We start from the raw sequence: 23425 nt of genomic DNA, 5'->3' as shown, positions 1-23425 counted from the left end.
TCGGGGCTATCGGGGCTATTGTGAGATCCGGCGCCCCTCTTCGATCTGGTGCTCGAAGAAGCGCTGAAAGCTGAAGGCGATGCTGGCCATCAGGATGGTGCTGCCGAAGAACAAGGCCAGCACGACCGCGCCGATGGTGAGCCAGTTGCTGCGTCCGGGCGGAGCGTCGGACGCGGCGCCGACGTTGTGGCGCGCATTCCATTTCTCCGGCGTCATCAAGCCGTAAACGATGGCGGTCAGCGCGCAGCCCGCAATCGTGAAGCCCAGCAGCGGGAGCAGCAGCCAGCTCCACGCATCGTCCACCCCATAGAGGCGCACGCGCTCGATGCCATAGAGGCCGAGGGCAGTCGGGATGGGAAGCAGCCAGCCGAGCGTGCTGCCGAAGCCGCGCAGGTAGAAGCAGTGCAGGCCCAGCGGTCCGCCGAGGAAGGCGAGCCAGGCCGCTACGGTCTTGTTCTTCATTCGGGACTCGTCGCGCTGCCTTGGCCCAGCACCATGTCCATCAGGACCACGTCGCGCCACTGGCCGAACTTCCAGCCGCAGTTCTTCAGCACGCCCACATGCTCGAAACCCTGCGCGCGGTGCACGCCGATCGAACCGGCGTTGGCGGAATCGCCGATGACGGCGATCAGCTTGCGCACGCCTGCGGATTCGGCGGCCTCCACCAATGCAGCGAGTAGCTTGGCACCGAGCCCCCGGCCGCGCGCGGCCTCAGCCAGGTAGATGGAATCCTCGGCCGAGAAGCGATAGGCCGGGCGCGGCTTGAACCAGTTGCAGTACGCAAAGCCCAGCAGTTCACCGTCGCGCTCGGCTACCAGGTAAGGAAGCTTCCTGGCCAGCACATCGGCTCGCCGCGCCGCCATGTCCGCGGCGGTGGGCGGCTCGGTCTCGAACGTGCCGGTGCCGTGCAGCACGTGGTGGGCGTAGATGGCTGTGATCGCGGCAATGTCTTCGTCGCGGCTGGGGCGTATGGTGATCATTCGGAAGGCCCGGCGCAAGCCGGGATGGTGGGAATATCGCTCGGGCTATAATCGCGGGCTTTTCAGCGTGCGCTGGCCGGGTGGCTATGTCGCGTGTCTCGACGCTGGAAGAACTCCGTGGGCGAACCGATTTCAGTGTTCGCTGCACCACCAAGGATAAATCATGGTCGTGATCCGACTCTCCCGCGGCGGCTCGAAAGGTCGTCCGTTCTTCAACATCGTCGTGTCGGACAAGCGCGTACGCCGCGATGGCCGATTCATCGAGCGCCTGGGCTTTTACAACCCGACGGCCAAGGACAACGAGGAAGGCATCCGCATCGCGCAGGATCGCCTGGCCTACTGGCAGGGTGTTGGCGCTCAGGCCTCGCCCACGGTCACCCGCCTGATCAAGCAAGCCGCTGCCGCGGCCCCCAAGGCGGCCGCCTAAGCCGCCCGCTCGGCAATGCTGCCCACGCTCGAAGCCGCCGAACTGCCGGCGGACGCGATCGAAGTGGCGCGCATTGCCGACGCATGGGGCATCAAGGGCTGGTTCAAGGTCCTGCCCCACAGCGCCAAGCCCGAGGCGCTTTTCTCCTCCAAGCGTTGGTTCCTGCAGGCGCCCGGCGGCAACGCCACCGGCGTGTTCCGTTTGGCCATCCGCGAGGCCAAGGAGCATTCCGACTGCGTCGTCGCCTGCTCCGAGGACGTGCCGGACCGCAACGCCGCCGAGGCGCTGCGCGGTGCGCGCGTATTCGTGCCGCGCTCGAGCTTTCCAACGGCCGCAACGGACGAGTACTACTGGGTCGACCTGATCGGGCTTCCGGTCGTAAATCGGGAAGGCGTGGCACTCGGCACGGTTCGCGAAATGCTTGCGAATGGCCCGCAGACCACGTTGGTGCTCGAGGCTCTGGAGGATGGCAAGCCGGTCGAGCGGATGATCCCCTTCGTCTCCGCGTTCGTCGACAAGGTGGACCTGGCGGGCCGGCTGATCACAGTCGACTGGCAGCCTGACTACTGAGCAGCGGTGCCGCACCGGCCCCGGCGCCCAATGCGCTTCGACGTCATTACTCTGTTCCCTGAACTGTTCACGCCCTTCCTCGTGACCGGTGTGACGCGACGCGCCTTCGAGACCGGGCAGGTACAGGTCAATTTGTGGAACCCGCGCGATTTTTCCGAGGGCAACTACCGCCGAGTCGACGACCGCCCATTCGGCGGCGGGCCAGGGATGGTCATGATGGCCGAGCCGCTGTCGGCTTGCCTGGATGCTGCGCTTGCTGCACGCGGGGCCGCAGCGCCTGTCGTGATGTTTTCGCCGCTGGGCGAGGCCCTGCGGCATGGTGCGGTCGAGCACTGGGCTTCGGGCGAGGGCGCAGTCCTGGTATGCGGGCGCTATGAGGGCATCGACCAGCGGTTCATCGACGCCCGCGTGACGCACCAGCTCAGCCTGGGCGACTTCGTGCTCTCGGGCGGCGAGATTCCCGCGATGGCCCTCCTGGACGCGGTGGCCCGGCTGCAGCCCGGCGTGTTGGGCGACGAGGCGAGCCACATCCAGGACAGTTTCAACCCGGCGCTGGATGGGCTGCTCGACTGTCCCCATTACACCCGCCCCGAGCAATGGAAGGGACAGGGCGTGCCGCCAGTCCTGCTTTCAGGTCACCATGAGCAGATCGAGCGCTGGCGGCGCGACCAGCGGCTCGCCATCACGCTGCAGAAGCGGCCCGAGTTGATCGATGCGGCGCGCGCGGCGGGCCTTCTGAGCGCAACGGACGAGAAAGCGCTTGCGAAAAAGCTATAATCTTTGGCTCCCCGATCCTCTGCCGGCCGCGTCGGCGCAGCCGTCCAGGCTGCAAGACGCCCCTTGTGTAGCGCGTGCACGATCGAATTCAGGAAAGCCATGAACCTCATCCAGACCCTCGAGCAGGAAGAAATCGCCCGGCTCGGCAAGAAGATTCCCGATTTCATGCCGGGTGACACGGTCATCGTCAGCGTGAACGTCGTCGAAGGCAGCCGCAAGCGCGTGCAGGCCTACGAAGGCGTGGTGATCGCCAAGCGCAATCGCGGCCTCAACAGCGGCTTCACGGTGCGCAAGATCTCCAGCGGCGAAGGCGTCGAGCGTACCTTCCAGACGTACAGTCCGCTGATTGCCGGCATCGAAGTCAAGCGTCGTGGCGATGTGCGCCGTGCCAAGTTGTATTACCTGCGCGAGCGCAGCGGCCGTTCGGCGCGCATCAAGGAAAAGCTGCCCGGCAAGTCTTCGACCGCAGCAGCAGCTCAGTAAAGAGTGTCTCCTGCCTTGCAAAAGCCGCCAATCAAGGCGGCTTTTTGCGTTGGTGCCTTGATGAAACGAAGCGATCGTGACTTTTGTCGTTGTGCCGCTCGTCGTCATCGGTGCCATTTTGCGTTTTACTCTCCAGATCCCGACTTGACCGCTCCACCACCCGCCATGCGCTCCGCCCCCGCCGAAGAGACCGTCAATGCCGTCTTGCCGTCAGCGCTGCGGACCTTCGATCCGCGCGAGGTGCCGGTGGTCGGCGTCGACACCGCGCTGCCTGCCGTTCCGCCGTCCCGTCTCAATGCGCAGGCCCTGCGCGCACGATTCGCCGCCCCGCCCACCTGGACGCCCGAACTGCGGCATGAGCCGCGCCTGACGAGCCGCGTGCCGGCTGCAGCCGCGGTGCTGGTCCCGATCGTGATGCGCGAGGAACCCACCGTGCTGCTGACCGAGCGGACCGCCAACCTGTCGACCCACTCGGGCCAGGTCGCGTTCCCCGGCGGCAGGGTCGACCCGGAAGACGCCAACGTCGCGGCCGCGGCGCTGCGCGAAGCATGGGAAGAGGTTGGCCTCTCGGCCGAGTACATCGAGGTATTGGGGCAACTGCCGACCTACACAACGGTCACTTCCTTCATCGTGACGCCCGTAGTCGGTCTGGTGCACCCGGATTTGGAACTGACGCTGAACCCCTACGAGGTTGCGCAGGCGTTCGAGGTCCCGCTGGCCTACCTGATGAACCCGGCGAACCACCGCCGCCATGCCCTGGTCGACGACGCGCTCCAATCGCGCGAATGGTTGTCGATGCCCTACCAGGACGGCGCGCACGAGCGCTATGTCTGGGGTGCAACAGCCGGCATGCTGCGCAACCTCTACCGGTTCCTCGCGGCCTGACTTCGCGGCGCGAAGCGTCGGCGGGACGTCGGGGGGCACTCGCTATCATCAACGGATGAGCTTCTTCGCGATCCTGTGCGCCTTGCTGATCGAGCAGGTGCGGCCGCTCGCTTACCACAACCCGGTGTACGGTGTTGTCCTGGCATGGACGCGCTGGACCAGCCGCAACTTCGATGCCGGCAAACCACACCACGGCTGGGTCGCCTGGGGGCTCGCCGTCCTCGTGCCGACGGTGCTCGCGTTGGGAGTGCACTGGTTCCTGGCGCTTGCGCTGGGCCTGCCTTTCGCGGTGCTGTGGAGCGTGGCAGTGCTCTACGTCACACTCGGCTTCAGGCAGTTCAGCCACCATTTCACGGGCATTCGTGACGCCCTCGACGTAGGTGACGAGGCACTGGCGCGCTCGCTGCTGGCTCATTGGCAGCGCGTGGACGCGGCGGACCTGCCACGCAGCGAGATCGTGCGCCACGTGATCGAGCATTCTGTGATTGCCGCGCACCGCCATGTGTTCGGCGTGCTGGCCTGGTTCTCGATCCTTGCCGCCTTCGGGCTGGGGCCTGCCGGAGCGGTGTTCTACCGCATGAGCGAGTTCGTCGCACGCTACTGGGCACACAAGAACAACGCCTCGGTTCAGCCCTCCAGCATCTGGGTCCAGAAGGCGGCCGATCAGGCTTGGGCGCTGATCGATTGGCTGCCTGCACGCATCACGGCCATCGGTTTCGCCGTGGTCGGCAGCTTCGAGGAGGCGATTGACTGTTGGCGCAATGACGCCCGGCGCTTTCCCAGCGAGAACGACGGCGTCATCCTGGCAGCGACCTCGGGTGCAGTCAATGTGCGGCTCGGCGGAGGCGCGCTCAGCCCGGTGCCGTTGACGGACCCGCTTTCGCAAGCGCAGGCGGGCGACCCGCTGGCTGGAAACCTCGGTCTCGACAACGGCAGTACCCCGGGGCGCGAGCCCGAGCCGGCGCATCTGCGCAGCGTCGTTGGCCTGGTCTGGCGATCTGTCGTGATGTGGATGGTGCTGCTGGCGCTGCTTACGCTGGCGCGACTGTTGGGTTGACCTGATCGGACCGGTCCCCTTGAGCAACGTGAATAGCTTCTGGAGCCCGCGCGTCGCGGTGCTTGAACCGTATGTGCCGGGCGAGCAGCCTCGCATCGCGAAGCTCGTCAAGCTCAACACCAACGAGAACCCCTTCGGGCCCGCGCCGCACGTGCTCGAAGCCATCATGGCGGCGGCTTCCGACGGGCTCGAGCGATACCCCGATCCGGACTCGATGGCGCTGCGCGAAGCCATTGCCGCCCGTTATGGGCTGGATAGCTCGCAGGTGTTCGTGGGCAACGGGTCCGACGAGGTGCTGGCCCATGCCTTCTTCGCCTTCTTCCAGCAGGCCGAGCCGCTGCTCATCCCGGACGTCACCTACAGTTTCTATCGCGTCTATGCGCAGCTGTACGGCATTGCCTGCGAACTGCAGCCCGTCGACGCCGGGCTGCGCATCGATGTCCCCACGATGGCTGTCCGCGCGGCAACCGATTGCGGCGGCATCGTCATCGCGAACCCCAACGCGCCAACGGGCACGGGCCTGCCGCTGCGCGACATCCAGCGATTGCTCGAAGCGTGCACACGGCGCGTGGTGCTGGTGGATGAGGCCTATGTGGATTTCGGCGGCGAGAGCGCGCTGCCGCTGATCGAACGGCATCCGAACCTCCTGGTAGTGCAGACCTTGTCCAAGTCACGGTCGCTGGCCGGGTTGCGCGTGGGTTTTGCCTGCGCACAGCCGCACCTCATCGATGCGCTGCAGCGGGTCAAGAACAGTTTCAACTCCTATCCCATCGATCGCCTTGCCAGTGCCGGGGCGATCGCAGCGCTGGCGGACGAGGCCTGGTTCGCCCACACGCGGCACGAGGTCATGGATATCCGCGAGGGCTTGGCCCTGCAATTGGAAGACCTCGGCTTCGAGATCCTCCCCTCGCAGTCCAATTTCCTGTTTGTGCGTCACCCGGCGCACGATGCAATGGCACTGGCGTCGGCGCTGCGCGCGCGTGCAGTGCTTGTGCGGCATTTTGACGAGCCTCGCATCACGCAATACCTGCGCATCAGCATCGGCACGCGCGAGCAGTGCGGCCTGCTGGTCGATGCGCTCTCGGACATACTGGGCTGAAGCCCGGCACGGCGTTCAGGCCTTGCGAGCAATTCCCTCAAGCATCTCGATGTACTGGCCGACGAAACGCCCGGGCACGAAGCTCCTCGCGCGCTCGCGCGCCTTCGCTGCCTGTGTGGCGCGCAGGGCCGGATCGTCCAGCACGCGCTGCATCTGATCGGCCAGGGCTTCGTCGTCACCGTTAGGGAAGGTCAGCCCGGCATCGCCCACGCATTCGGCGAGTCCGCCCTGGGCCGACACGATGAGGCTCTTGCCCGCCGCCAACAGTTCCACGGCAACGCCGCCCATGGGCTCGTACCACACCGATGGGATCACGCCGATCATGCCTTTCGCGACCCACTCGACCAGGCCCTCCCCGGATTGCGCGCCGACGAAGCGCACCGAGGATGCGATGCCCAGCTCTGCGACCAGACGCTCGACCTGTGCTCGCGCGCTGCCGTCGCCGATCAGCAGCAGGCGCGGCCGCGCGGCGTGGCGCTGGTGCAGCTTTGCGAAGGCTCGGACCAGGACGTCCACGCCTTTTTCCTGCACCAGCCTGCCCATGTAGAAGAACTCATACTCGGCCCCGTCCCGGTCGGCTGCACGGAAGCGCTCGATTGGAAAGGGGTTGTAGATCTGCACCTGCCGCGGCAGCGGCAGCGCCTGGTTCATCCATTCGGTGATGGCGACGTTGCGTGTCACGCCGAACTTGGCGACGGCACGGCGCAGCAGCAACTTCAGGCCCTCCTTTGCGGCCCGTACGTAGCCGCTGCGCCGTGCATGAAAAACAAGGGAAGCGAAAGGCGAGAGCGGCGCCGGCTTGCCGTCGACCCAGCCCGCACCATCGATGCAGCTGGCCTGATAGCCCACGTGCACCCAGACGAAGGGCTTGCGGTAGAGCAGCACCCAGGGCTGCAGCGCCATGGTGGCTCCGTTGAACAGCACCACGTCGGCCCAGCGCAGCAACTCCCGCACGCGCCGGTTCGAGGGCTGGCGAATCACGTCGAAGGGGAAGGCCTCCGCTTCCCCGCTCGCCGTTTGGGTGACCACTTTGCAGTCGACGCCGCGGGCCACAAAGCCTTCGACCAAGGCACGCGACACGGTCTCGACGCCGCCGACCGAGGGATGGAAGACGTGGGAGTACAGCAGTACTTTCATCGGTGGCGAGGCTGGCTCAGTTCGGCGAACAGCTCGCCATAGATGCGGTAGCGGGAGGGGCTGATCGAGCCCGGATGGCCCGGCGAGGTCACTTGCGCGATCACGCCGCACCCCGGCTCGTGCAGGTGCGTGCAGTTGTAGAACTTGCACTCGCCGGCGTGCTCGGCGATGTCGGGCATCAGTGACGCGAGCTGCATCGGCTCGATGTGGTTGAGCCCGAATTCCTGGAAGCCCGGCGAATCGATCAACGCGGTGCTGCGCGCCTCGTCCACCCAGTACCAGCTTGTGCTGGTGGTCGTGTGCTTGCCGGAGTTCAGCGCCTGTGAAATTTCGGCTGTCGTAGCGCGTGCGCTGGGCACCAGCAGGTTGGTCAGGGTGCTCTTGCCTACGCCGGAAGGGCCGAGCACCAGGGTGGTCTTGCCCGCCAGCAGCTTCAACAGCGTCGCGCGATCGACGTCGGGCGAGGCCTTGAGCGACAGCGGCAACACGCCGTGGTGCATGCGGCGGTAGGGCGCGAGCCGCTCCCACGCCCGCTCGAAAGGCGCCACCACGTCGCTTTTGTTGAGCGCGATGATGGAGGTGATGCGTTCGGCCGCCGCGGCAATCAGCGAGCGCGCCAACTGCGTCTCGGAAAACTCGGGCTCGGCTGCGATGAGGATCAGCACCTGGTCGAGGTTGGCCGCGAAGGACTTGGTGCGGATCTCGTCCTGCCGGTAAAAGAGGTTTCTCCGCGGCTGCACCTCCTCGATGGTGCCCTCGTCCTCGCTGGCCAGCCACCGCACCCGGTCGCCGACCACCGCCTGGCTCTTTTTTCCGCGCGGATGGCAGATGACGCGCTCGCCCTCCGGCGTCTCGACCACACAATGGCGCCCGTGGCCCGCGACGACAAGCCCATCGCGCCGTGCCGCGTGCCCGTCGGCGTCGCCGCGCGGCCGATGGCGCGCGGGCTTAGGCAACGGCACCGTCCATCGGCTCAGGCGGCCAGCAGGGCATCCACCTGCGCCGCGCAGTCGAAGTCCGTGGCCGACAGGCCGCCCACATCGTGCGTGTTGAAGCGCACCACGCAGCGGTTGTAGTGCACCGAGAGGTCGGGATGATGGTCCTGTTTGTGCGCCACTAGCGCCAGTGCGTTCACGAAGGCGATGGTCTCGAAGTAGTTCGCGAAGTTGAAAGTCTTTTCGATCGCGACATCGGCGCCGTCGCCGGTGAGCTTCCATGCGTCTACCCGCGCCAGGTGGGACACGATCTCCGTAGCACTCAGTGCGCGCCGCGCCTTCGTCTTCCAGTCGATGGGCTTCAACATGCTGCTCATGATCGTCTTTCCAGAAGTCAGGTCGCCATCCGCGCGAGGCGCTCGGATGCAGGCGGGTGCGAGTAGTAGAACTTGACGAACACCGGGTCGGGCGTGAGCGTCGACGCGTTGTCCTGGTAGAGCTTGAGCAGCGCCCGCGACAGGTCGGCCCGGTTGGCCTGCGCCATCGCATAGGCATCTGCCTCGAACTCGTGCCGGCGCGAGATCAGAGCCGGCAGCGGCGCGATGAAGAAGCCGAACACCGGCGCAGCCAGCATGAACAGCAGGATTGCGAGCGCATCGTTGGGTGCGGCCATGTTGGGCTGCACGCCCAGCCCGGAGTAGAACCAGGCATGGCCCGACAGCCAGCCCAGCAACGCGAAACCGGCCAGGCTCAGCGCGAACATCGCTGCCATGCGCTTGAGCACATGCCGGTGCTTGAAGTGCCCCAGTTCGTGCGCGAGCACGGCTTCGACCTCGCCCGCGTCGAGTTGGCGCAGCAGCGTGTCGTAGAAGACCACGCGCTTGCTGGCGCCGAAGCCGGTGAAGTACGCGTTGGCGTGCGCGCTGCGTGTGCTGCCGTCCATCACAAAAAGGCCTTTGGCCGCGAAGCCGCAGCGCTGCATCAGCGCAGTGACGCGAGCTTTCAGAGTGGCATCGTTCAGCGGCTGGAACTTGTTGAAGACCGGTGCGACGAAGGTCGGGTAAATCAGCATCAGCAGCAGGTTGAACCCCATCCACGCGCCCCACGCCCACAGCCACCACAGGCGGCCGGCCGCCCCCATCAACCAGAGGATCAATGCCGCAATCGGCAGGCCGATCAGCGCGCCAAGCAGCAGTGCCTTGATCCCATCGGCCAGCCAGAGTCGCCAAGTCATCTTGTTGAAACCGAAGCGTTCCTCCAGCTGGAAGGTCTGCCACAAGGTGAAGGGCAGTTCGAGCAGCCCGCCGATCAGCGCGAAGGCGCCGAGCAGCGCGAGCTGTTGCCACATGCCGCCGCCCAGCGCGTCGAGCAGCAGCTCGTTGAGCAGGTTGAGCCCGCCCAACAAGGTCCAGGCAAGCAGCACCATCGCACTCCAGACCATCTCGAGCAGGCCGAAGCGGGTCTTGGCGATCGTGTAGTCGGCCGCCTTCTGGTGCGCCCCAAGGCTGATGGCCTGCGCGAAGGCGCGCGGCACCGCGTCGCGGTGGCGCGCCACATGGCGAATCTGCCGTGTGGCGAGCCAGAATTTCACGATCAGGCCGGCGACCACCGCGAGCGCGAAGGCGAGTGTGAGCAGCAGCGAAGCGGGCAGGGGAGCAACCATGGCGCAGCGAGTTTAGCCCGCAGGCATGCCCATTCGGGCTCAAGGCCATCGACGACAATCGGCCGATGCCCGATTCCACCGCCACGACCGCAGCCGCGGCCGCCACCCCCCTCAAGAAGAGCGACCAGAACCTCGTCTGGCTGGACTGCGAGATGAGCGGTCTGGACCCCGAGAAAGAGCGCCTGCTCGAGATCGCCGTGGTCGTGACCGGCCCGGACCTTACTCCCCGCATCGAAGGCCCGGTGCTTGTGATCCATCAGAGCGACGTGGTGCTCGACGGCATGGACTCCTGGAACAAGGGCACACACGGCCGCAGCGGGCTGATCGACAAGGTCAAGGCTTCCACGCTGGACGAGGCGGCCGCCGAGCTGCAGCTGCTCGAGTTCGTCGCGCGCTACATCCCGAAACACGGCTCGCCGATGTGCGGCAACACCATCGGCCAGGACCGCCGCTTCCTGGTCAAGTTCATGCCAAGGCTGGAGGCGTATTTCCACTATCGCAACCTGGACGTCAGCACGCTCAAGGAGCTCGCGAAGCGCTGGAAGCCGGCCGCCTACAACGCCTTCAAGAAGCAGCAGGCTCATACAGCACTCGCCGACGTGCACGAGTCGATCGACGAGCTGGCGCACTACCGAGATACCTTCCTGCGCCTGCAGGATTAAGTAAAAACCCCGAAGCCATGCGATAATCGACGGCTTCGCTTTCGGGCAGTCCTTGAACAAGGGGCTCGGAGCGCTTCTTGCATCTCCCTATCTTGCACACCGCGCCCACATGAATGGGCCGCAGCCCAGGCGAAAGCACAGGCTGAAATGTCGTTGGATGGTTGATGTTTTCGCCACCCGACGGGGTGCCGCTCACGGCGGTGTCCGCACTTGGATTTTTTAATGACCGACGCTTTTGAAGCGCAGGGCGAGTTCGCGCCTGTGCAATCCGATGATTTCGCTGCTGTTCGCGGCGGATCGCCTTCCATTCCCCAGACCGAGGCTTCCGAAGTGCTCGAGGCACTCGACGCCGTCGCACCTGCCGAGCCGACGCAACCCAACGGTTTCGTGCAGATGGGCTTGGCGAGCGAATTGATCGCCGCCGTCGAGGACCTCGGCTTCACTCAGCCCACCGCCGTGCAGGCGCAGGCGATCCCCCGCGCCATGGGCGCCATCGGCGCGGCCGACGGCGCTGCCCGCTTCGTCGATTTGATGGTCTCGAGCCAGACGGGCAGCGGCAAGACTGCGGCCTTCCTGCTGCCCGTATTGCACACCCTCCTGCAGCGCCAAGCCGAAGCCGCCGCCGCTGCCAAGGCCGAACACGAGCGCCAAACTGCCGAGGCCGCCGCCCGTGGCGAAGCGCTGCCCAAGAAGAGCAAGCGCAAGGACCCGACCAACCCCCGCCACTTCAAAGCCGCCACTCCCGGCGCACTGGTGCTGTGCCCCACGCGCGAGTTGGCCCAGCAGGTGGCGCATGACGCCATCGACCTGGTGAAGCACTGCCGTGGCCTGCGCATCGCCAACGTGGTCGGCGGCATGCCGTACCAGTTGCAGATCGCCCGCCTGCAGAACGCCGACCTCGTGGTCGCCACGCCCGGCCGGCTGCTCGATCTGCAGCGCTCGATGCAGATCAAGCTCGACCAGGTCAAGTTCCTGGTGGTCGACGAGGCCGACCGCATGCTCGACCTCGGCTTTGCCGACGACCTGGCCGAGATCAACCAGCTCACTATCGAGCGCCAGCAGACCATGATGTTCAGCGCCACTTTCGCGCCGCGCATCCAGCAACTGGCCCAGCGCGTGATGCGCGAGCCGCAGCGCGTGACCATCGACACCCCGCAGGAAAAGCACGCCAACATCAAGCAGGTGCTGTTCTGGTCCGACAACGCACAGCACAAGCGCAAGCTGCTCGATCATTGGCTGCGCGACACCAGCATCAATCAGGCCATCGTCTTCTGCAGCACGCAGGTCGAATGCGACGGCCTCGCCGCCGATCTGCAGCAGGACGGCTTCAGCGCCGTGGCCTTGCATGGCGCGCTGAGCCAGGGCCTGCGCAACCGCCGGCTGATGGCGCTGCGCCAGGGTCAAGTGCAGATCCTGGTGGCCACCGACGTGGCCGCGCGCGGCATCGACGTGCCGACCATCACCCATGTCTTCAACTTCGGCCTGCCGATGAAGGCCGAGGACTATACGCACCGCATCGGCCGCACTGGCCGTGCCGGACGCGATGGCCTGGCCGTGACCTTTGCCGAGTTCCGCGACCGCCGCAAGATCTTCGACATCGAAGCCTACAGCCGTCAGCCGTTCGTCGCCGAGGCGATCCCCGGCCTGGAGCCGCAGCAGCGCTTTCCGCAGGGCCGTCCGCAGGGCGACTTCGGCAACCGCGGCCGCGAGAACCGCGAGCACCATTCGCGCGACCGCAAGTTCGGCAGCCCGCGCGGCGGCTATGCGAATGCCAGCGGGTTCAACGACCGCGGCCCGGCCCGCGGCCACGCGCCTTCGCGCGGCTTCCAGGCTCCGGGTCAGGCGCAGGGAAGGGGCCGTGACGAGGCTGGTGCCTATGGCCGCAAGCCCGGCTGGGGCGACAGCGCGCCGCGCGCCGGTGCCGGCGCCAGTGCCCCGCGCGGCAACGGCGGCGCGCACGGCGGCGCCAAGGCCTTTGCGCCGCGCGAGGGTCAGCGCCGCGCCTTCAAGCCGAGCCGCTGAAGCTTCGATCTTCCTGCAAAAGCCCGCCTCTCCCAAGGCGGGCTTTTTTGCGTTTTCGAAGCCCCGACTCTCCACGTGGAGTCTCGGGAGCGAGGGGGTTTTGACGCACCCGCGAGAGTGAGCCGCTGCGCTCGGCGACAATGGTGCACGGGACGGCCCCGCGCCCGCTCCCGTCCGAATCCGGCATCAACCTCCCCCTGAAAGAACCCAAGGACCGACATGAGCACATCGAGCTACGTTGACACCCGCCTGCTGATCAATGGCGAATGGTGCGACGCCGCGAGCGGCAAGACCCTGGACGTCATCAACCCGGCCACCGGCAAGCCCATCGGCAAGGTCGCGCACGCCGGCATTGCCGATCTGGACCGTGCGCTGGAGGCCGCGCAGCGCGGGTTCCAGGCCTGGCGCAAGATCCCCGCCAACGAGCGCGCCGCCACCATGCGGAAGGCCGCCGCCCTGCTGCGCGAGCGCGCTCCCGAGATCGCCCGCCTGCTGACACTGGAGCAGGGCAAGCCTTTCGCCGAGGCACGCGTCGAGGTGCTGGCAGGCGCCGACATCATCGAATGGTTCGCCGACGAAGGCCGCCGCGTCTACGGGCGCATCGTGCCCTCGCGCAACCTGGCGGCGCAGCAGTTGGTCATCAAGGAGCCGGTCGGCCCCGTGGCCGCCTTCACGCCGTGGAACTTCCCGATCAATCAGGTCGTGCGCAAGCTGGGTGCTGCCCTGGCCACTGGTTGCTCCTTCCTGGCGAAGGCCCCCGAGGAGACGCCGGCCGCTCCCGCGGCCCTGCTGCAAGCCTTCGTCGATGCCGGCGTGCCGCCCGGCACCGTGGGCCTCGTGTTCGGCAACCCCGCGGAGATCTCCAGCTACCTGATCGCGCATCCGATCATCCGCAAAGTCACCTTCACTGGCTCCACCCCCGTGGGCAAGCAGCTCGCAGCGCTGGCCGGCCAGCACATGAAGCGCGCCACGATGGAGCTGGGCGGGCATGCACCCGTGATCGTCGCCGACGATGCCGACGTCGCCCTGGCCGTCAAGGCCTCCGGAGGCGCCAAGTTCCGCAACGCCGGGCAGGTGTGCATTTCCCCGACGCGCTTCCTGGTGCACAACAGCATCAAGGCCGAGTTCGCGCAAGCGCTGGTCAAGCATGCCGAAGGGCTCAAGCTGGGCGACGGCCTGGCCGAGGGCACGACGATCGGGCCGCTGGCCAATGCGCGCCGTCTCACGGCGATGGCCCAGGTCCTGGACGATGCACGCAGCAAGGGCGCGAAAGTCGCGACCGGTGGCGAGCGTATCGGCTCGGTCGGCAACTTCTTCGCCCCGACCGTGCTGACCGACGTGCCGCTCGAAGCCGACGTGTTCAACAACGAACCATTCGGCCCGGTCGCCGCGATCCGCGGCTTCGACACGCTGGAGGAAGCCATCGCCGAGGCGAACCGCTTGCCCTTCGGCCTGGCGGGCTATGCCTTCACGCGCTCGATCAAGAACGCGCACCTGCTGTCGCAGGAGGTCCAGGTAGGCATGCTGTGGATCAACCAGCCGGCTGCACCTTCGCCGGAAATGCCCTTCGGCGGCGTCAAGGACTCGGGCTACGGTTCCGAAGGCGGCCCCGAGGCGATGGAGGCCTATCTCAACACCAAGGCTGTGTCGATCATGGCAGTTTGAGTCTGCTTGCGGCTGGACGGAAAACGCGGGCGCAGCGCCCGCGTTTTTTTTTGCCATGGGCTGGCCCACCCCCAAGGCGGACCTGCGCCTGCCCTGCAAACGAGGCCGCCGCCAGCAACCGTCCCCAAAGAAAAAGCCCGCCATCTTCTCGATGGCGGGCTTTTCAGCGTTGGCGCGGTAATTTTGGTGGGCCCTGAGTGACTCGAACACTCGACCTACGGATTAAGAGTCCGCTGCTCTACCAACTGAGCTAAGAGCCCCTGATCGACATTGCTGTCATTCAGGCAATCCAACGATTATAGCCAGAATGTTTCTGGCCCCAGCTCAGGTGCGCTCAAAAATGCAGGCGATGCCTTGGCCGCCACCGATGCACATGGTCACCAGTGCGTAGCGGCCTTGGATGCGCTCCAGCTCGTACAGCGCCTTGACTGTGATCAGTGCGCCAGTGGCGCCGATCGGATGACCGAGCGAGATGCCGGAGCCGTTGGGGTTCACCTTGGCAGCGTCGAGCCCCAGGTCTTGCGCAACTGCGCAGGCCTGCGCGGCGAAGGCCTCGTTGGCCTCGATCACATCCATGTCCGACGCCTTGAGTCCCGCCTTCTCCAGCGCCTTGCGCGAGGCAGGCACCGGCCCGATGCCCATGTAGTTCGGATCGACGCCGGCGAAGGCGTAGGCCACGATGCGCGCCATCGGCTTCAGGCCGCGGCGCGCCGCCTCTTCCTTTTCCATCAACACCACGGCCGCTGCCGCGTCGTTGATGCCGGAGGCATTGCCTGCCGTCACCGTACCGTTCTCCTTCAGGAAGGCGGGCTTGAGCTTGGCCATGTCTTCCATCTTGGCGTCGAAGCGCACGTGCTCATCGGTGTCGAATTGCGCCGGACCTTTGCGGCTCTGCAGCGGGACCGGGACGATCTGGCTCTTGAAGTAGCCGCCCTCGATCGCCTTCTGTGCGCGCTGGTGGCTGGTCAGCGCAGTCTGGTCCTGCGTCTCGCGGCTGATGTTCCACTTTTTGGCGATGTTCTCGGCCGTAACGCCCATGTGGATGTTCTCGAAGGGGTCGTGCAGCGCGCCGATCATCATGTCCACGAGCTTCATGTCGCCCATGCGCACGCCCCAGCGCGCGGTGAGCGAAGACAGCGGGGCGCGGCTCATGCTCTCGGCGCCGCCGCCCACGGCCACCTTCGCATCGCCGAGCTGAATGCTTTGCGCTGCGCTCACGATCGCCTGCAAGCCAGAGCCGCAGAGGCGATTCACGGTGAGCGCCGGCGTTTCCTGCGCGCAGCCGCCCTCGATCGCGGCCACCCGGGCCATGTACATGTCACGTGGTTCGGTGTTGACCACGTGGCCGAAGACCACATGGCCCACATCCTTGCCGTCGACCTTGGCGCGCGCGAGCGCTTCCTGCGTCACCAGCGCGGCGAGGCGCGTGGGCGGCACGTCCTTGAGCGCGCCGCCGAAGGTTCCGATCGCCGTGCGAACGCCGCTGACAACTACTACTTCTTTCATGATGGTCTCCGGGTGCAATGAAGGGGAAGGGGGAGTGGGAAGGGAGAGGAATTGGCAATGATGCACGTTTCCTGCGTGATCGCGGCGTTACGATGCCTGCCCGAACAAGGAGCCGCAAAATGATAGACCCCAACACGTCCCGCCACGTCGTGGTGACAGGCGCCGCCGGCGCGCTTGGCCGCGCGGTCGTGCAGCACTTCCTCGACAGCGGTGCCCGCATTGCTTTGCTCGACCACCGCATGGAACACATCGTCAACGTGTTTCCGGGCCTTGACAACTCGCAGCACCTGTTGCTCGAGGCTGACGTCACGTCCGTGGAGAGCATGGCAGATGCCGCCGGCCACATCCTCGCAACCTTCAAGCATGTGGATGCGCTGGTGCATATCGCCGGTGGCTTCGAGATGGGCGAAGAGGTGCACGCGATGAGCCGCGCGGCCTGGGATCGCATGATGAATCTGAACGCCTGGTCCTTCATCGCAGTCTCGCAGGCGCTGGTGCCCTCGATGATCGAGCGCAAGTCGGGCAGCGTGATCGCCGTCACGGCCAAGGGCGCGGCGCGCGGCACTGCGGCCATGGCGGCCTACATCGCGTCGAAGAGCGCGCTGCAGCGCCTCGTCGAGGCCTCGGCCGCCGAACTGGCGCCGCATGGGATCATCGTGAACAGCATCGCCCCCAGCACGCTGGACACGCCGGCCAACCGCCAGGCCATGCCCGGCGCCAAGCCCGAGAGCTGGGTCTCGACGGCAGTGGCGGCCCAGACCATCGGCTTCCTTGCGTCGTCCGCCGCTGCGGCGTTGCATGGCCAGCATTTGACGCTGGACGCCTGAGCTACCTTCAAAAACAAAAGCCCCGGCGGATGCCGAGGCCTTCGAATGGGTTGGTGGAGAGGATGAGGATCGAACTCACGACCTCCGCATTGCGAACGCGGCGCTCTCCCAGCTGAGCTACCCCCCCAACGCAGCGCGAATTTTAACCAGAATCAAGAAGCCCCGGCGCGACCGGCGTCTTACATCAGCAGGTGTTCGCCCGCGTTGTCACCGCCCAGCGTGACGTAGTTGACCTTGCGGATATCCATGAGCTTGCGCCCGCCCGCATAGCTGATGGAGCTCTGGATGTCCTGCTCCATCTCGACCAGCGTGTCGGCCAGCTTGCCCTTGATCGGCTCGAGAATGCGCTTGCCCTCGACGTGCTTGTACTCGCCCTTGTTGAAGTCGCTGGCGGAGCCGTAGTACTCCTTGAAGAGCGTGCCGTCGACTTCCACCGTCCTGCCCGGCGACTCCTCGTGGCCGGCGAACAGCGAACCGATCATGACCATCGACGCACCGAAGCGGATGCTCTTGGCAATATCGCCGTGGTCGCGGATACCGCCGTCGGCAATGATCGGCTTGGTCGCCACCCGTGCACACCACTTGAGCGCCGACAGCTGCCAGCCGCCGGTGCCGAACCCGGTCTTGAGCTTCGTGATGCACACCTTGCCCGGGCCGATGCCGACCTTGGTCGCATCGGCGCCCCAGTTTTCGAGGTCGATCACCGCCTCGGGCGTGCCCACGTTGCCCGCGATCACGAAGGACTTGGGCAGCTTCTTCTTGAGGTAGGCGATCATGTTCTTCACCGTGTCGGCATGGCCGTGCGCGATGTCGATGGTGATGTACTCGGGCGCCAGGCCCTCTGCGGCCAGGCGGTCCACCGTCTCGTAGTCCGGCTTCTTGACGCCCAGCGAGATGGAGGCGAAGACGCCCCTGGCGTGCATGTCCTTCACGAACTGCGCGTTGTCAAGGTCGAAGCGGTGCATCACGTAGAAGTAGCCGTTCTTCGCCAGCCAGGTGCAGATGGTTTCGTCGACCACCGTCTTCATGTTGGCAGGCACCGTCGGGATGCGGAAGCTGCGGCCGCCCAGCGTGACGCTGGCGTCGCACTCCGAACGGCTTTCCACCACGCATTTGCGCGGCAGGAGGAGGATGTTGTCGTAGTCGAAGATCTGCATGAAACCAAGCTCCTGAGAGGTCGTTGAAGAACGAAAGAGCGCTTGGTCTGGCCGGCTTTTGGGTGCGTTCCTACAAACGAAACGCGCGCAAAAAACCGGGCGCAAGAAACTTGGGCCCGGTGAGTGATTCTAGTCGTGCAATGGCGCGGGTGCTGGCTGGTTCGGAATACCAGCCATACAAGAGGGCTGATGAGCCCCCTATGCGACGCCGCCCGCGATTGCCTCAGCTCTCGGCCGGCCGGGCATACGCAAGGATTGTCCGGCGCGCACCCGCCACGACTGCTCTTTCTCCGTCGTTCATCGGGTTCGAATAGCGCGCAATCAGCGGATGTTCGAGCACAGCCTCCAGCGACGGGCGTTTCAAGGGATCTGGATCGAGCATCTCCATGATGAGCCGGTGCAATTGATAATTTGACCCGAGCGGCTTCAGAAGCAGTTGTTTATAACGCCCAGCCGCATCCTTTTTGACGAATTCGTCGATGCTGTTTCGTCCCTTGAAGGGGCTCACATAAGGGAACGGGCGCAATGCAGTGGCGGCAAACTTCTCATCCTCCTTGCGAGGCGAGAACATCTCGTACAGCATGACTCCCAATGACCAGGTATCGCTCATGTGGGCGATCGGCCCTTCCTTCTGCGGCAAATTGATCTCAGGCGCCGTGTAGTCGATCGATGCGATCCCTGGTTGTCCGAAGGTACCAAGTACTCCGTGGGAAGTACCGAAATCGCCGAGCTTCATCCGGCCTTTTTCATCGACAAAGTAGTTCTCGGGTTTCAAGTCCAGGTGCATCACGCCGTTGCCATGCACTTGGTCCGCGCCCTTGACCATGTCCACGAACATGAGCATCTTGGCCCCGTAGGATTCCTGAGGGTCCAGGTCGCCTCGCTTGACCGCCTCGTCGAGGTTGGTCCTGACCGTGCCGCTTTCGCCGTTTGGCGCGTGTTCAAGAATGAGCAATACGCGTTCATCGGTGCGTACGGTGCCATGGATACCCACGACATGGTCTGCACCTTGACTGGCCTGAGTGTGTACTCGAACTTCGTCAAGCGCCTTCTGGACCATCGCGTTCCGGACCTCCGCATTCTGTTCTGGCGACAAATTCGGATCGGGTTCATCCTGTATCAGTTCCTTGACCACGATGCTCTCCGCGCCGCATTTGTAGGCGCTTATCGAGCCAAATCCCCCTATGCCGAATTTGGCAGTGTCGTCCCGCACAAAGAGCGCACCATCGCCAATGCGCTGTAGTGTTCTGTCATCGATGAAAGAGAATTGAGGAGGGACTTGTGGCGCAACATCTGGGGGTGACCCACATCCTTCCAGCACCATTTTTGCCAGCCTGTCGATGAGATACCGGTCCTCCGGCTTACCGAGCGCTTGCTTCGGCAAGGCTTGCGTCCAGTTCTTGGCGAATGCAATGGCCTGCTTGTAAGCAAGTGGATCTATGCCGGCAATGCTCAGATCGAAAGCGGCCGTATTCTTGACGAAGGTCAGAAATTCACGAATGCTGGTCTGGGTGAATGGGGGGACTACGTTTCGGCCTCCTGCTTGCAGGATTGATAACCGGCCTTGCGGGGAGGACAACGCAACGGCGGCATCCTTGACATTTGCATCGAAGTGTCGTTTCGCTTTATTGGCGGCGGCAGTCGTCTTCGCGTCGGCGATGCTGTCAAACAGCAATTGAAGGTCTTGCGCGGCCACAGTGCCCCACTTCGTCAACTGGGTGCGCACATCGTTCAGTCGGACGATCACATGGGTGGTTCTTTGATCGGCCGGAAGCTCTTTGACTTTCATTTCAAGACGCTTCAGGGCGGCGCCCGCTGCGAGTTTGCGGTTCTTGGAGCGGCCGAGGACGCTTCCCAATCCATGGTTGAATGCTCCGGGCGCTCTGGGTCCTGGCCGTTCTTTCGCGAAGATGACCGTGCCCTCAACCTTGAATCCGATGCGGGCCTCGCCTTTTTCCTTCAAGCCCAGTTGTTCAACCGTGCGGGCGTTCGCCGGTCCGACATACTTATTTGAGCCCTCTCTGTTTGCCTGGAAGAAGCGCACTTGAGTCTTGCCGCTCGGTTGCATAGTTCGAACTCCGAAAGAGGGTGGTAGACAAGGTAACAATTCGGGAGAGCCTCGACGTCTGTCCCCGACCCGCAGAATCGGCGGGCGTGTCGAGTCATCCAGGACGGCGCTTGCTACAAATACGTGATCCTGTACCGACTGCGTCACGGCGCGCCGGTAACAGTTCCATTGCGGTCCCACAGGCGCTGGTGAACATGTGCTGTTTTCTACGGGACCACGGTTCCTACAATGCGCCATGCTGTTCGACACGCCCGCGCCCGCCTCCCCTTTGTTGCAAAACCTCAACCCCGAGCAGCTCGCCGCCGTCACGCTGCCCGCCGGCAATGCCCTGATCCTGGCCGGTGCCGGCTCCGGCAAGACGCGCGTCCTGACTACCCGCATCGCCTGGCTGCTGCAAACGGGCCAGGTCTCGCCGGGCGGCATCCTGGCCGTCACCTTCACCAACAAGGCGGCGAAGGAAATGATGGCGCGGCTCACCGCCATGCTGCCGGTCAACGTGCGCGGCATGTGGATCGGCACCTTCCACGGCCTGTGCAACCGCTTCCTGCGCGCGCACTGGAAGCTGGCCGGGCTGCCCTCCACCTTCCAGATCCTCGACACCCAGGATCAGCTCTCGGCCATCAAGCGGCTGATGAAGCAGTTCAACGTCGACGAAGAGCGCTTCCCGGCCAAGCAGACCCAGTGGTTCATCGCCGGCGCCAAGGAAGACGGCCTGCGGCCGCGCGACGTCGAGACCCGCAGTGAGGACGACCGCAAGAAGGTCGAGCTCTACCAGCTCTACGAAGAGCAGTGCCAGCGCGAAGGCGTGGTCGACTTCGGCGAGCTGATGCTGCGCAGCTACGAACTGCTGCGCGACAACGATCCGGTGCGCGAGCACTACCAGCGGCGCTTTCGCCACATCCTCATCGACGAGTTCCAGGACACCAACCGCTTGCAGTACGCCTGGATCAAGATGCTGGCCGGCCAGACGGTGGAAGGCCGCTTCGTCCCTGGAGACAACAGCGTCCTGGCAGTCGGCGACGACGACCAGAGCATCTACGCCTTCCGGGGCGCGCGGGTGGGCAACATGGCCGACTTCGTGCAGGCGTTCGAGGTCACGCACCAGATCAAGCTGGAACAGAACTACCGCAGCTACAGCAACATCCTCGATTCGGCCAACGCGCTCATCAGCCACAACAAGAAGCGGCTCGGCAAGAACCTGCGCACCGACCAGGGCCCCGGCGAGCCGGTGCGCGTCTACGAATCCACCAGCGACTTCGCCGAGGCGCAGTGGATGGTGGAGGAAATGCGCCAGCTGGTGCGCGAGGGCATCGAGCGCAAGGAAATGGCGGTGCTCTACCGCAGCAACGCGCAGAGCCGCGTGATCGAGACCGCGCTCTTCAATGCCGCCGTGCCCTACCGGGTATACGGTGGGCTGCGCTTCTTCGAGCGGGCCGAGATCAAGCATGCGCTTGCCTACCTGCGGCTGCTGGAGAACAAGGACGACGACACCAGCTTCCTGCGCATCGTCAACTTTCCGCCGCGCGGCATCGGCGCGCGCAGCATCGAGCAGTTGCAGGACGCCGCCCGTGCCGCGGGTCGATCGTTGCACGATGCGGTCGCTGCCGTCGGCGGCAAGGCCGGCGCCAACCTGTCGGCCTTCGTGGCCAAGATCGACGTGTTGCGCGAGCAGACCCAGGGCCTGTCGTTGCGCGAGATCATCGAGCTGGTGCTGCAGCACAGTGGGCTGATCGAGCACTACCGCAGCGAGCGAGAAGGCGCGGACCGCATCGAGAACCTGGAGGAGCTGGTCAACGCTGCGGAGAGCTTCGTCACGCAGGAGGGCTTCGGCCGCGATGCGGTGGCGATGCCCGTGGACGAGCTGCGCCAGTCGCCGGCCAGCCAGGGACTCGATCCGAACCTGCCGCTCACCGACGAGCCGCTGGCGCCGGACGCCGAGACCGGCGAAACCATGAGCCCGCTGGCCGCCTTCCTGACCCACGCCGCGCTGGAATCGGGGGACAACCAGGCGCAGGCCGGGCAGGACGCAGTACAGCTGATGACCGTGCACGCGGCCAAGGGTCTGGAGTTCGACTGCGTGTTCATCACCGGCATGGAGGAGGGCCTCTTTCCGCACGAGAACTCACTGTCGGACCACGAAAGCCTGGAGGAGGAGCGCAGGCTGATGTATGTGGCCATCACGCGCGCGCGAAAGCGCCTTTATCTGAGCCACTCGCAGACGCGCATGCTGCACGGCCAGACCCGCTACAACCTCAAGAGCCGCTTCTTCGACGAGCTGCCCGAGACGGCGCTCAAGTGGCTGACGCCGAAGAACCAGGGCTTCACGCCCTCGGCGTTCGGCTACGGTGGCGGCTACGCGAGCACCCGTGGCGCCGGCTACGGCAGCAAGGAAAGCTTCGCCAACCCGCCGGTGCCGCCACAGAAGGCCGCGCCTTCGCATGGCTTGCGCTCGGGCATGCAGGTGTTCCACAACAAGTTCGGCGAGGGCACCGTGCTCTCGCTGGAGGGCACCGGCGACGATGCGCGTGCGCAGATCAACTTTCCGCGCCACGGCATCAAGTGGCTGGCGCTGTCGGTGGCGAAGCTGACGCCGGTCCAATAAGGCGGACCTCCCTACCCGAAGGACGCGAAGGACGCGAAGGTTACGGCGAAACTTCGCGTCTTCCGGGTCCGGTCCCCGTCTCCGTATCAGTCGGCCCGAAAGCTGTCCCTGAAGGTGAACCACGTCGAGCTCAGCGACATGGCCGCCAGCACCAGCGCACTGCCGATCATCAGCGCGCTGCCGATGGCCGAGGCGCCGCTGCCCATGCCGATGGCGCCGACACCGACCAGCACCGTTGCCATCAGCCCGATGGCGATGCCGGCGATGAGGAACACGCCGAACCAGGAGAGGCAGAACATCGCGTAGGCGCCGAAATTCCGGAACAACGCGACCAGGCTGAAGAACAGGCTCTTCACGGGTTCCACGTGATGCCAATGCACCAGCGCCGGTGCATGCCACATGGCCAGCGAGAGCGGCAGGTTGAGCACCATGACGAACATGCGCGCGGTCTGGAAGTCGCTGCTGGCGATTACCTCGGGCGCGAGGGTCTCGTCGAGCAGGTAGGCACGCGCCAGCTGCCCCCCGTCCAGCAGGGCCGAGGCGCCCACTGCGAGGACGAAATAGGCTGCCGAGATCAGACCCAGCACGATCATCGGCCGCCACTCGCTGCGCACGGCTTCGGCAGCCGCGGTGAACATGGCCGGCGCGGCCGGCTTCTGCCGGTCATTGGCGTAGGCGACCGAGGTGGCGACCATCAGCCCCAGCGTCATGAAGGGCAGCAGGATCGGCGCCAGCACGCTGCCGATCAGCGGCAGCTGCGACGCGATCGAGATGGAAGCCATGAACAGGAAGAAGAGCGAAATGAAGGCCAGCGGCTGGCGCCAGAAGGTCTTGAGCCCGGCGCGGACCCATTCGGCGCCGGTGCGTGCCGGCACAAGGTTCAGTTTCATGGATGGAGATGCA

At 65.2% G+C, this 23425-nt stretch carries 22 protein-coding genes and 2 tRNA genes; 12 read left to right on the top strand and 12 right to left on the bottom strand.

Going from position 1 to position 23425, the window contains the following annotated elements; genetic code table 11:
• Positions 1-15: 15 nt before the first annotated feature.
• Together E5CHR_RS23835 and E5CHR_RS23830 are read right to left on the bottom strand one after the other, a co-directional pair.
• Positions 16-462, bottom strand: coding sequence for a hypothetical protein (locus tag E5CHR_RS23835; protein ID WP_162582135.1), 447 nt, complete (start codon positions 460-462; stop codon positions 16-18).
• Positions 459-980: a GNAT family N-acetyltransferase gene (locus tag E5CHR_RS23830; RefSeq protein WP_162582134.1), complete on the bottom strand. Its 522-nt coding sequence runs from the start codon at positions 978-980 to the stop codon at positions 459-461. Before E5CHR_RS23830 ends, E5CHR_RS23835 begins: the two co-directional genes overlap by 4 nt.
• Before the next feature lie 163 nt (positions 981-1143).
• Between E5CHR_RS23830 and rpsP the strand changes: the two genes are divergently transcribed.
• The 7 genes from rpsP to hisC all read left to right on the top strand — a co-directional run bounded on the left by rpsP (position 1144) and on the right by hisC (position 6278).
• Entirely contained in the window at positions 1144-1407 is a 264-nt protein-coding gene (gene rpsP / locus E5CHR_RS23825) for a 30S ribosomal protein S16 (RefSeq protein WP_068676152.1), read from the top strand.
• Between the two features lie 15 nt (positions 1408-1422).
• Positions 1423-1977, top strand: coding sequence for a ribosome maturation factor RimM (gene rimM / locus E5CHR_RS23820; protein WP_162582133.1), 555 nt, complete (start codon positions 1423-1425; stop codon positions 1975-1977).
• A 30-nt stretch (positions 1978-2007) separates the two neighbouring features.
• Entirely contained in the window at positions 2008-2754 is a 747-nt protein-coding gene (gene trmD / locus E5CHR_RS23815) for a tRNA (guanosine(37)-N1)-methyltransferase TrmD (protein WP_162582132.1), read from the top strand.
• Between the two features lie 99 nt (positions 2755-2853).
• A complete protein-coding gene (gene rplS / locus E5CHR_RS23810; RefSeq protein ID WP_162582131.1) occupies positions 2854-3237 on the top strand; it encodes a 50S ribosomal protein L19 in 384 nt (127 codons plus the stop codon).
• Positions 3238-3402: 165 nt separating this feature from the next.
• Complete coding sequence (locus tag E5CHR_RS23805) at positions 3403-4122, top strand: CoA pyrophosphatase (RefSeq protein ID WP_162582130.1); 720 nt, start codon at positions 3403-3405, stop codon at positions 4120-4122.
• 55 nt (positions 4123-4177) lie between these two features.
• Complete coding sequence (locus tag E5CHR_RS23800) at positions 4178-5179, top strand: CobD/CbiB family protein (protein ID WP_162582129.1); 1002 nt, start codon at positions 4178-4180, stop codon at positions 5177-5179.
• A 19-nt stretch (positions 5180-5198) separates the two neighbouring features.
• Entirely contained in the window at positions 5199-6278 is a 1080-nt protein-coding gene (gene hisC, locus E5CHR_RS23795) for a histidinol-phosphate transaminase (protein WP_443083091.1), read from the top strand.
• 15 nt (positions 6279-6293) lie between these two features.
• On the opposite strand, the gene E5CHR_RS23790 is transcribed toward hisC, so the two are convergent.
• Genes E5CHR_RS23790 through E5CHR_RS23775 form a run of 4 tightly spaced genes read right to left on the bottom strand, consistent with a single transcriptional unit; the run spans position 6294 to position 10013 of the window.
• Positions 6294-7415: a glycosyltransferase family 4 protein gene (locus tag E5CHR_RS23790; protein ID WP_162582128.1), complete on the bottom strand. Its 1122-nt coding sequence runs from the start codon at positions 7413-7415 to the stop codon at positions 6294-6296.
• Positions 7412-8371, bottom strand: coding sequence for a ribosome small subunit-dependent GTPase A (gene rsgA, locus E5CHR_RS23785; RefSeq protein WP_162582127.1), 960 nt, complete (start codon positions 8369-8371; stop codon positions 7412-7414). Before rsgA ends, E5CHR_RS23790 begins: the two co-directional genes overlap by 4 nt.
• 17 nt (positions 8372-8388) lie before the next feature.
• A complete protein-coding gene (locus tag E5CHR_RS23780; protein ID WP_162582126.1) occupies positions 8389-8727 on the bottom strand; it encodes a 4a-hydroxytetrahydrobiopterin dehydratase in 339 nt (112 codons plus the stop codon).
• Between the two features lie 17 nt (positions 8728-8744).
• Positions 8745-10013, bottom strand: a complete 1269-nt coding sequence (locus E5CHR_RS23775) for a M48 family metallopeptidase (protein WP_232062174.1) — start codon at positions 10011-10013, stop codon at positions 8745-8747.
• A gap of 65 nt (positions 10014-10078) precedes the next feature.
• Here E5CHR_RS23775 and orn point away from each other — a divergent pair, with 65 nt between their 5' ends.
• The 3 genes from orn (at position 10079) to E5CHR_RS23760 (ending at position 14362) form a co-directional block, all read left to right on the top strand.
• Entirely contained in the window at positions 10079-10675 is a 597-nt protein-coding gene (gene orn, locus E5CHR_RS23770) for an oligoribonuclease (RefSeq protein ID WP_162582125.1), read from the top strand.
• A gap of 222 nt (positions 10676-10897) precedes the next feature.
• Positions 10898-12697: a DEAD/DEAH box helicase gene (locus tag E5CHR_RS23765; protein ID WP_162582124.1), complete on the top strand. Its 1800-nt coding sequence runs from the start codon at positions 10898-10900 to the stop codon at positions 12695-12697.
• Between the two features lie 219 nt (positions 12698-12916).
• Positions 12917-14362 carry an NAD-dependent succinate-semialdehyde dehydrogenase gene (locus E5CHR_RS23760; RefSeq protein ID WP_162582123.1) on the top strand — a complete coding sequence of 482 codons (1446 nt, stop codon included), beginning with the start codon at positions 12917-12919 and terminating at the stop codon, positions 14360-14362.
• Positions 14363-14546: 184 nt separating this feature from the next.
• Here the strand turns inward: E5CHR_RS23760 and E5CHR_RS23755 are convergent.
• Together E5CHR_RS23755 and bktB are read right to left on the bottom strand one after the other, a co-directional pair.
• Positions 14547-14622 (bottom strand) — tRNA-Lys (locus E5CHR_RS23755).
• A 64-nt stretch (positions 14623-14686) separates the two neighbouring features.
• The gene (bktB, locus tag E5CHR_RS23750) at positions 14687-15871 is read right to left on the bottom strand and encodes a beta-ketothiolase BktB (RefSeq protein WP_162583865.1); all 1185 of its coding nucleotides are present in this window, start codon (positions 15869-15871) and stop codon (positions 14687-14689) included.
• A 116-nt stretch (positions 15872-15987) separates the two neighbouring features.
• Between bktB and E5CHR_RS23745 the strand changes: the two genes are divergently transcribed.
• Positions 15988-16695, top strand: a complete 708-nt coding sequence (locus E5CHR_RS23745) for an SDR family NAD(P)-dependent oxidoreductase (RefSeq protein WP_162582122.1) — start codon at positions 15988-15990, stop codon at positions 16693-16695.
• Between the two features lie 51 nt (positions 16696-16746).
• Here the strand turns inward: E5CHR_RS23745 and E5CHR_RS23740 are convergent.
• The 3 genes from E5CHR_RS23740 to E5CHR_RS23730 form a co-directional block, all read right to left on the bottom strand.
• Positions 16747-16822, bottom strand: a tRNA-Ala gene (locus E5CHR_RS23740).
• A gap of 52 nt (positions 16823-16874) precedes the next feature.
• On the bottom strand, positions 16875-17852 hold the full coding sequence (locus E5CHR_RS23735; protein WP_162582121.1) for a GMP reductase: 978 nt from the start codon (positions 17850-17852) through the stop codon (positions 16875-16877).
• A 223-nt stretch (positions 17853-18075) separates the two neighbouring features.
• On the bottom strand, positions 18076-19920 hold the full coding sequence (locus tag E5CHR_RS23730; RefSeq protein WP_162582120.1) for a protein kinase domain-containing protein: 1845 nt from the start codon (positions 19918-19920) through the stop codon (positions 18076-18078).
• 235 nt (positions 19921-20155) lie between these two features.
• On the opposite strand from E5CHR_RS23730, the gene E5CHR_RS23725 reads away from it, so the two are divergent.
• Positions 20156-22522 carry a UvrD-helicase domain-containing protein gene (locus E5CHR_RS23725; protein ID WP_162582119.1) on the top strand — a complete coding sequence of 789 codons (2367 nt, stop codon included), beginning with the start codon at positions 20156-20158 and terminating at the stop codon, positions 22520-22522.
• 86 nt (positions 22523-22608) lie between these two features.
• Here E5CHR_RS23725 and E5CHR_RS23720 read toward each other — a convergent pair whose 3' ends face one another.
• On the bottom strand, positions 22609-23412 hold the full coding sequence (locus E5CHR_RS23720; protein ID WP_162582118.1) for a BPSS1780 family membrane protein: 804 nt from the start codon (positions 23410-23412) through the stop codon (positions 22609-22611).
• Between the last annotated feature and the right edge of the window lie 13 nt (positions 23413-23425).

This window comes from Variovorax sp. PBS-H4 (genome assembly GCF_901827205.1).
In the GTDB taxonomy this organism is placed as follows: domain Bacteria; phylum Pseudomonadota; class Gammaproteobacteria; order Burkholderiales; family Burkholderiaceae_C; genus Variovorax.
The sequence above is the reverse complement of the archived record's forward strand: the minus strand, read 5'-3'. Positions and strand labels throughout refer to the sequence as shown.

Bases quoted from the DNA above. Each gene is read 5' to 3' on its own strand.
- E5CHR_RS23835 (WP_162582135.1), bottom strand. From the start codon at position 462: ATGAAGAACAAGACCGTAGCGGCCTGGCTCGCCTTCCTCGGCGGACCG.
- E5CHR_RS23830 (WP_162582134.1), bottom strand. From the start codon at position 980: ATGATCACCATACGCCCCAGCCGCGACGAAGACATTGCCGCGATCACA.
- rpsP (WP_068676152.1), top strand. From the start codon at position 1,144: ATGGTCGTGATCCGACTCTCCCGCGGCGGCTCGAAAGGTCGTCCGTTC.
- rimM (WP_162582133.1), top strand. From the start codon at position 1,423: ATGCTGCCCACGCTCGAAGCCGCCGAACTGCCGGCGGACGCGATCGAA.
- trmD (WP_162582132.1), top strand. From the start codon at position 2,008: ATGCGCTTCGACGTCATTACTCTGTTCCCTGAACTGTTCACGCCCTTC.
- rplS (WP_162582131.1), top strand. From the start codon at position 2,854: ATGAACCTCATCCAGACCCTCGAGCAGGAAGAAATCGCCCGGCTCGGC.
- E5CHR_RS23805 (WP_162582130.1), top strand. From the start codon at position 3,403: ATGCGCTCCGCCCCCGCCGAAGAGACCGTCAATGCCGTCTTGCCGTCA.
- E5CHR_RS23800 (WP_162582129.1), top strand. From the start codon at position 4,178: ATGAGCTTCTTCGCGATCCTGTGCGCCTTGCTGATCGAGCAGGTGCGG.
- E5CHR_RS23790 (WP_162582128.1), bottom strand. From the start codon at position 7,415: ATGAAAGTACTGCTGTACTCCCACGTCTTCCATCCCTCGGTCGGCGGC.
- E5CHR_RS23780 (WP_162582126.1), bottom strand. From the start codon at position 8,727: ATGAGCAGCATGTTGAAGCCCATCGACTGGAAGACGAAGGCGCGGCGC.
- E5CHR_RS23775 (WP_232062174.1), bottom strand. From the start codon at position 10,013: ATGGTTGCTCCCCTGCCCGCTTCGCTGCTGCTCACACTCGCCTTCGCG.
- orn (WP_162582125.1), top strand. From the start codon at position 10,079: ATGCCCGATTCCACCGCCACGACCGCAGCCGCGGCCGCCACCCCCCTC.
- E5CHR_RS23765 (WP_162582124.1), top strand. From the start codon at position 10,898: ATGACCGACGCTTTTGAAGCGCAGGGCGAGTTCGCGCCTGTGCAATCC.
- E5CHR_RS23760 (WP_162582123.1), top strand. From the start codon at position 12,917: ATGAGCACATCGAGCTACGTTGACACCCGCCTGCTGATCAATGGCGAA.
- E5CHR_RS23745 (WP_162582122.1), top strand. From the start codon at position 15,988: ATGATAGACCCCAACACGTCCCGCCACGTCGTGGTGACAGGCGCCGCC.
- E5CHR_RS23735 (WP_162582121.1), bottom strand. From the start codon at position 17,852: ATGCAGATCTTCGACTACGACAACATCCTCCTCCTGCCGCGCAAATGC.
- E5CHR_RS23730 (WP_162582120.1), bottom strand. From the start codon at position 19,920: ATGCAACCGAGCGGCAAGACTCAAGTGCGCTTCTTCCAGGCAAACAGA.
- E5CHR_RS23725 (WP_162582119.1), top strand. From the start codon at position 20,156: ATGCTGTTCGACACGCCCGCGCCCGCCTCCCCTTTGTTGCAAAACCTC.
- E5CHR_RS23720 (WP_162582118.1), bottom strand. From the start codon at position 23,412: ATGAAACTGAACCTTGTGCCGGCACGCACCGGCGCCGAATGGGTCCGC.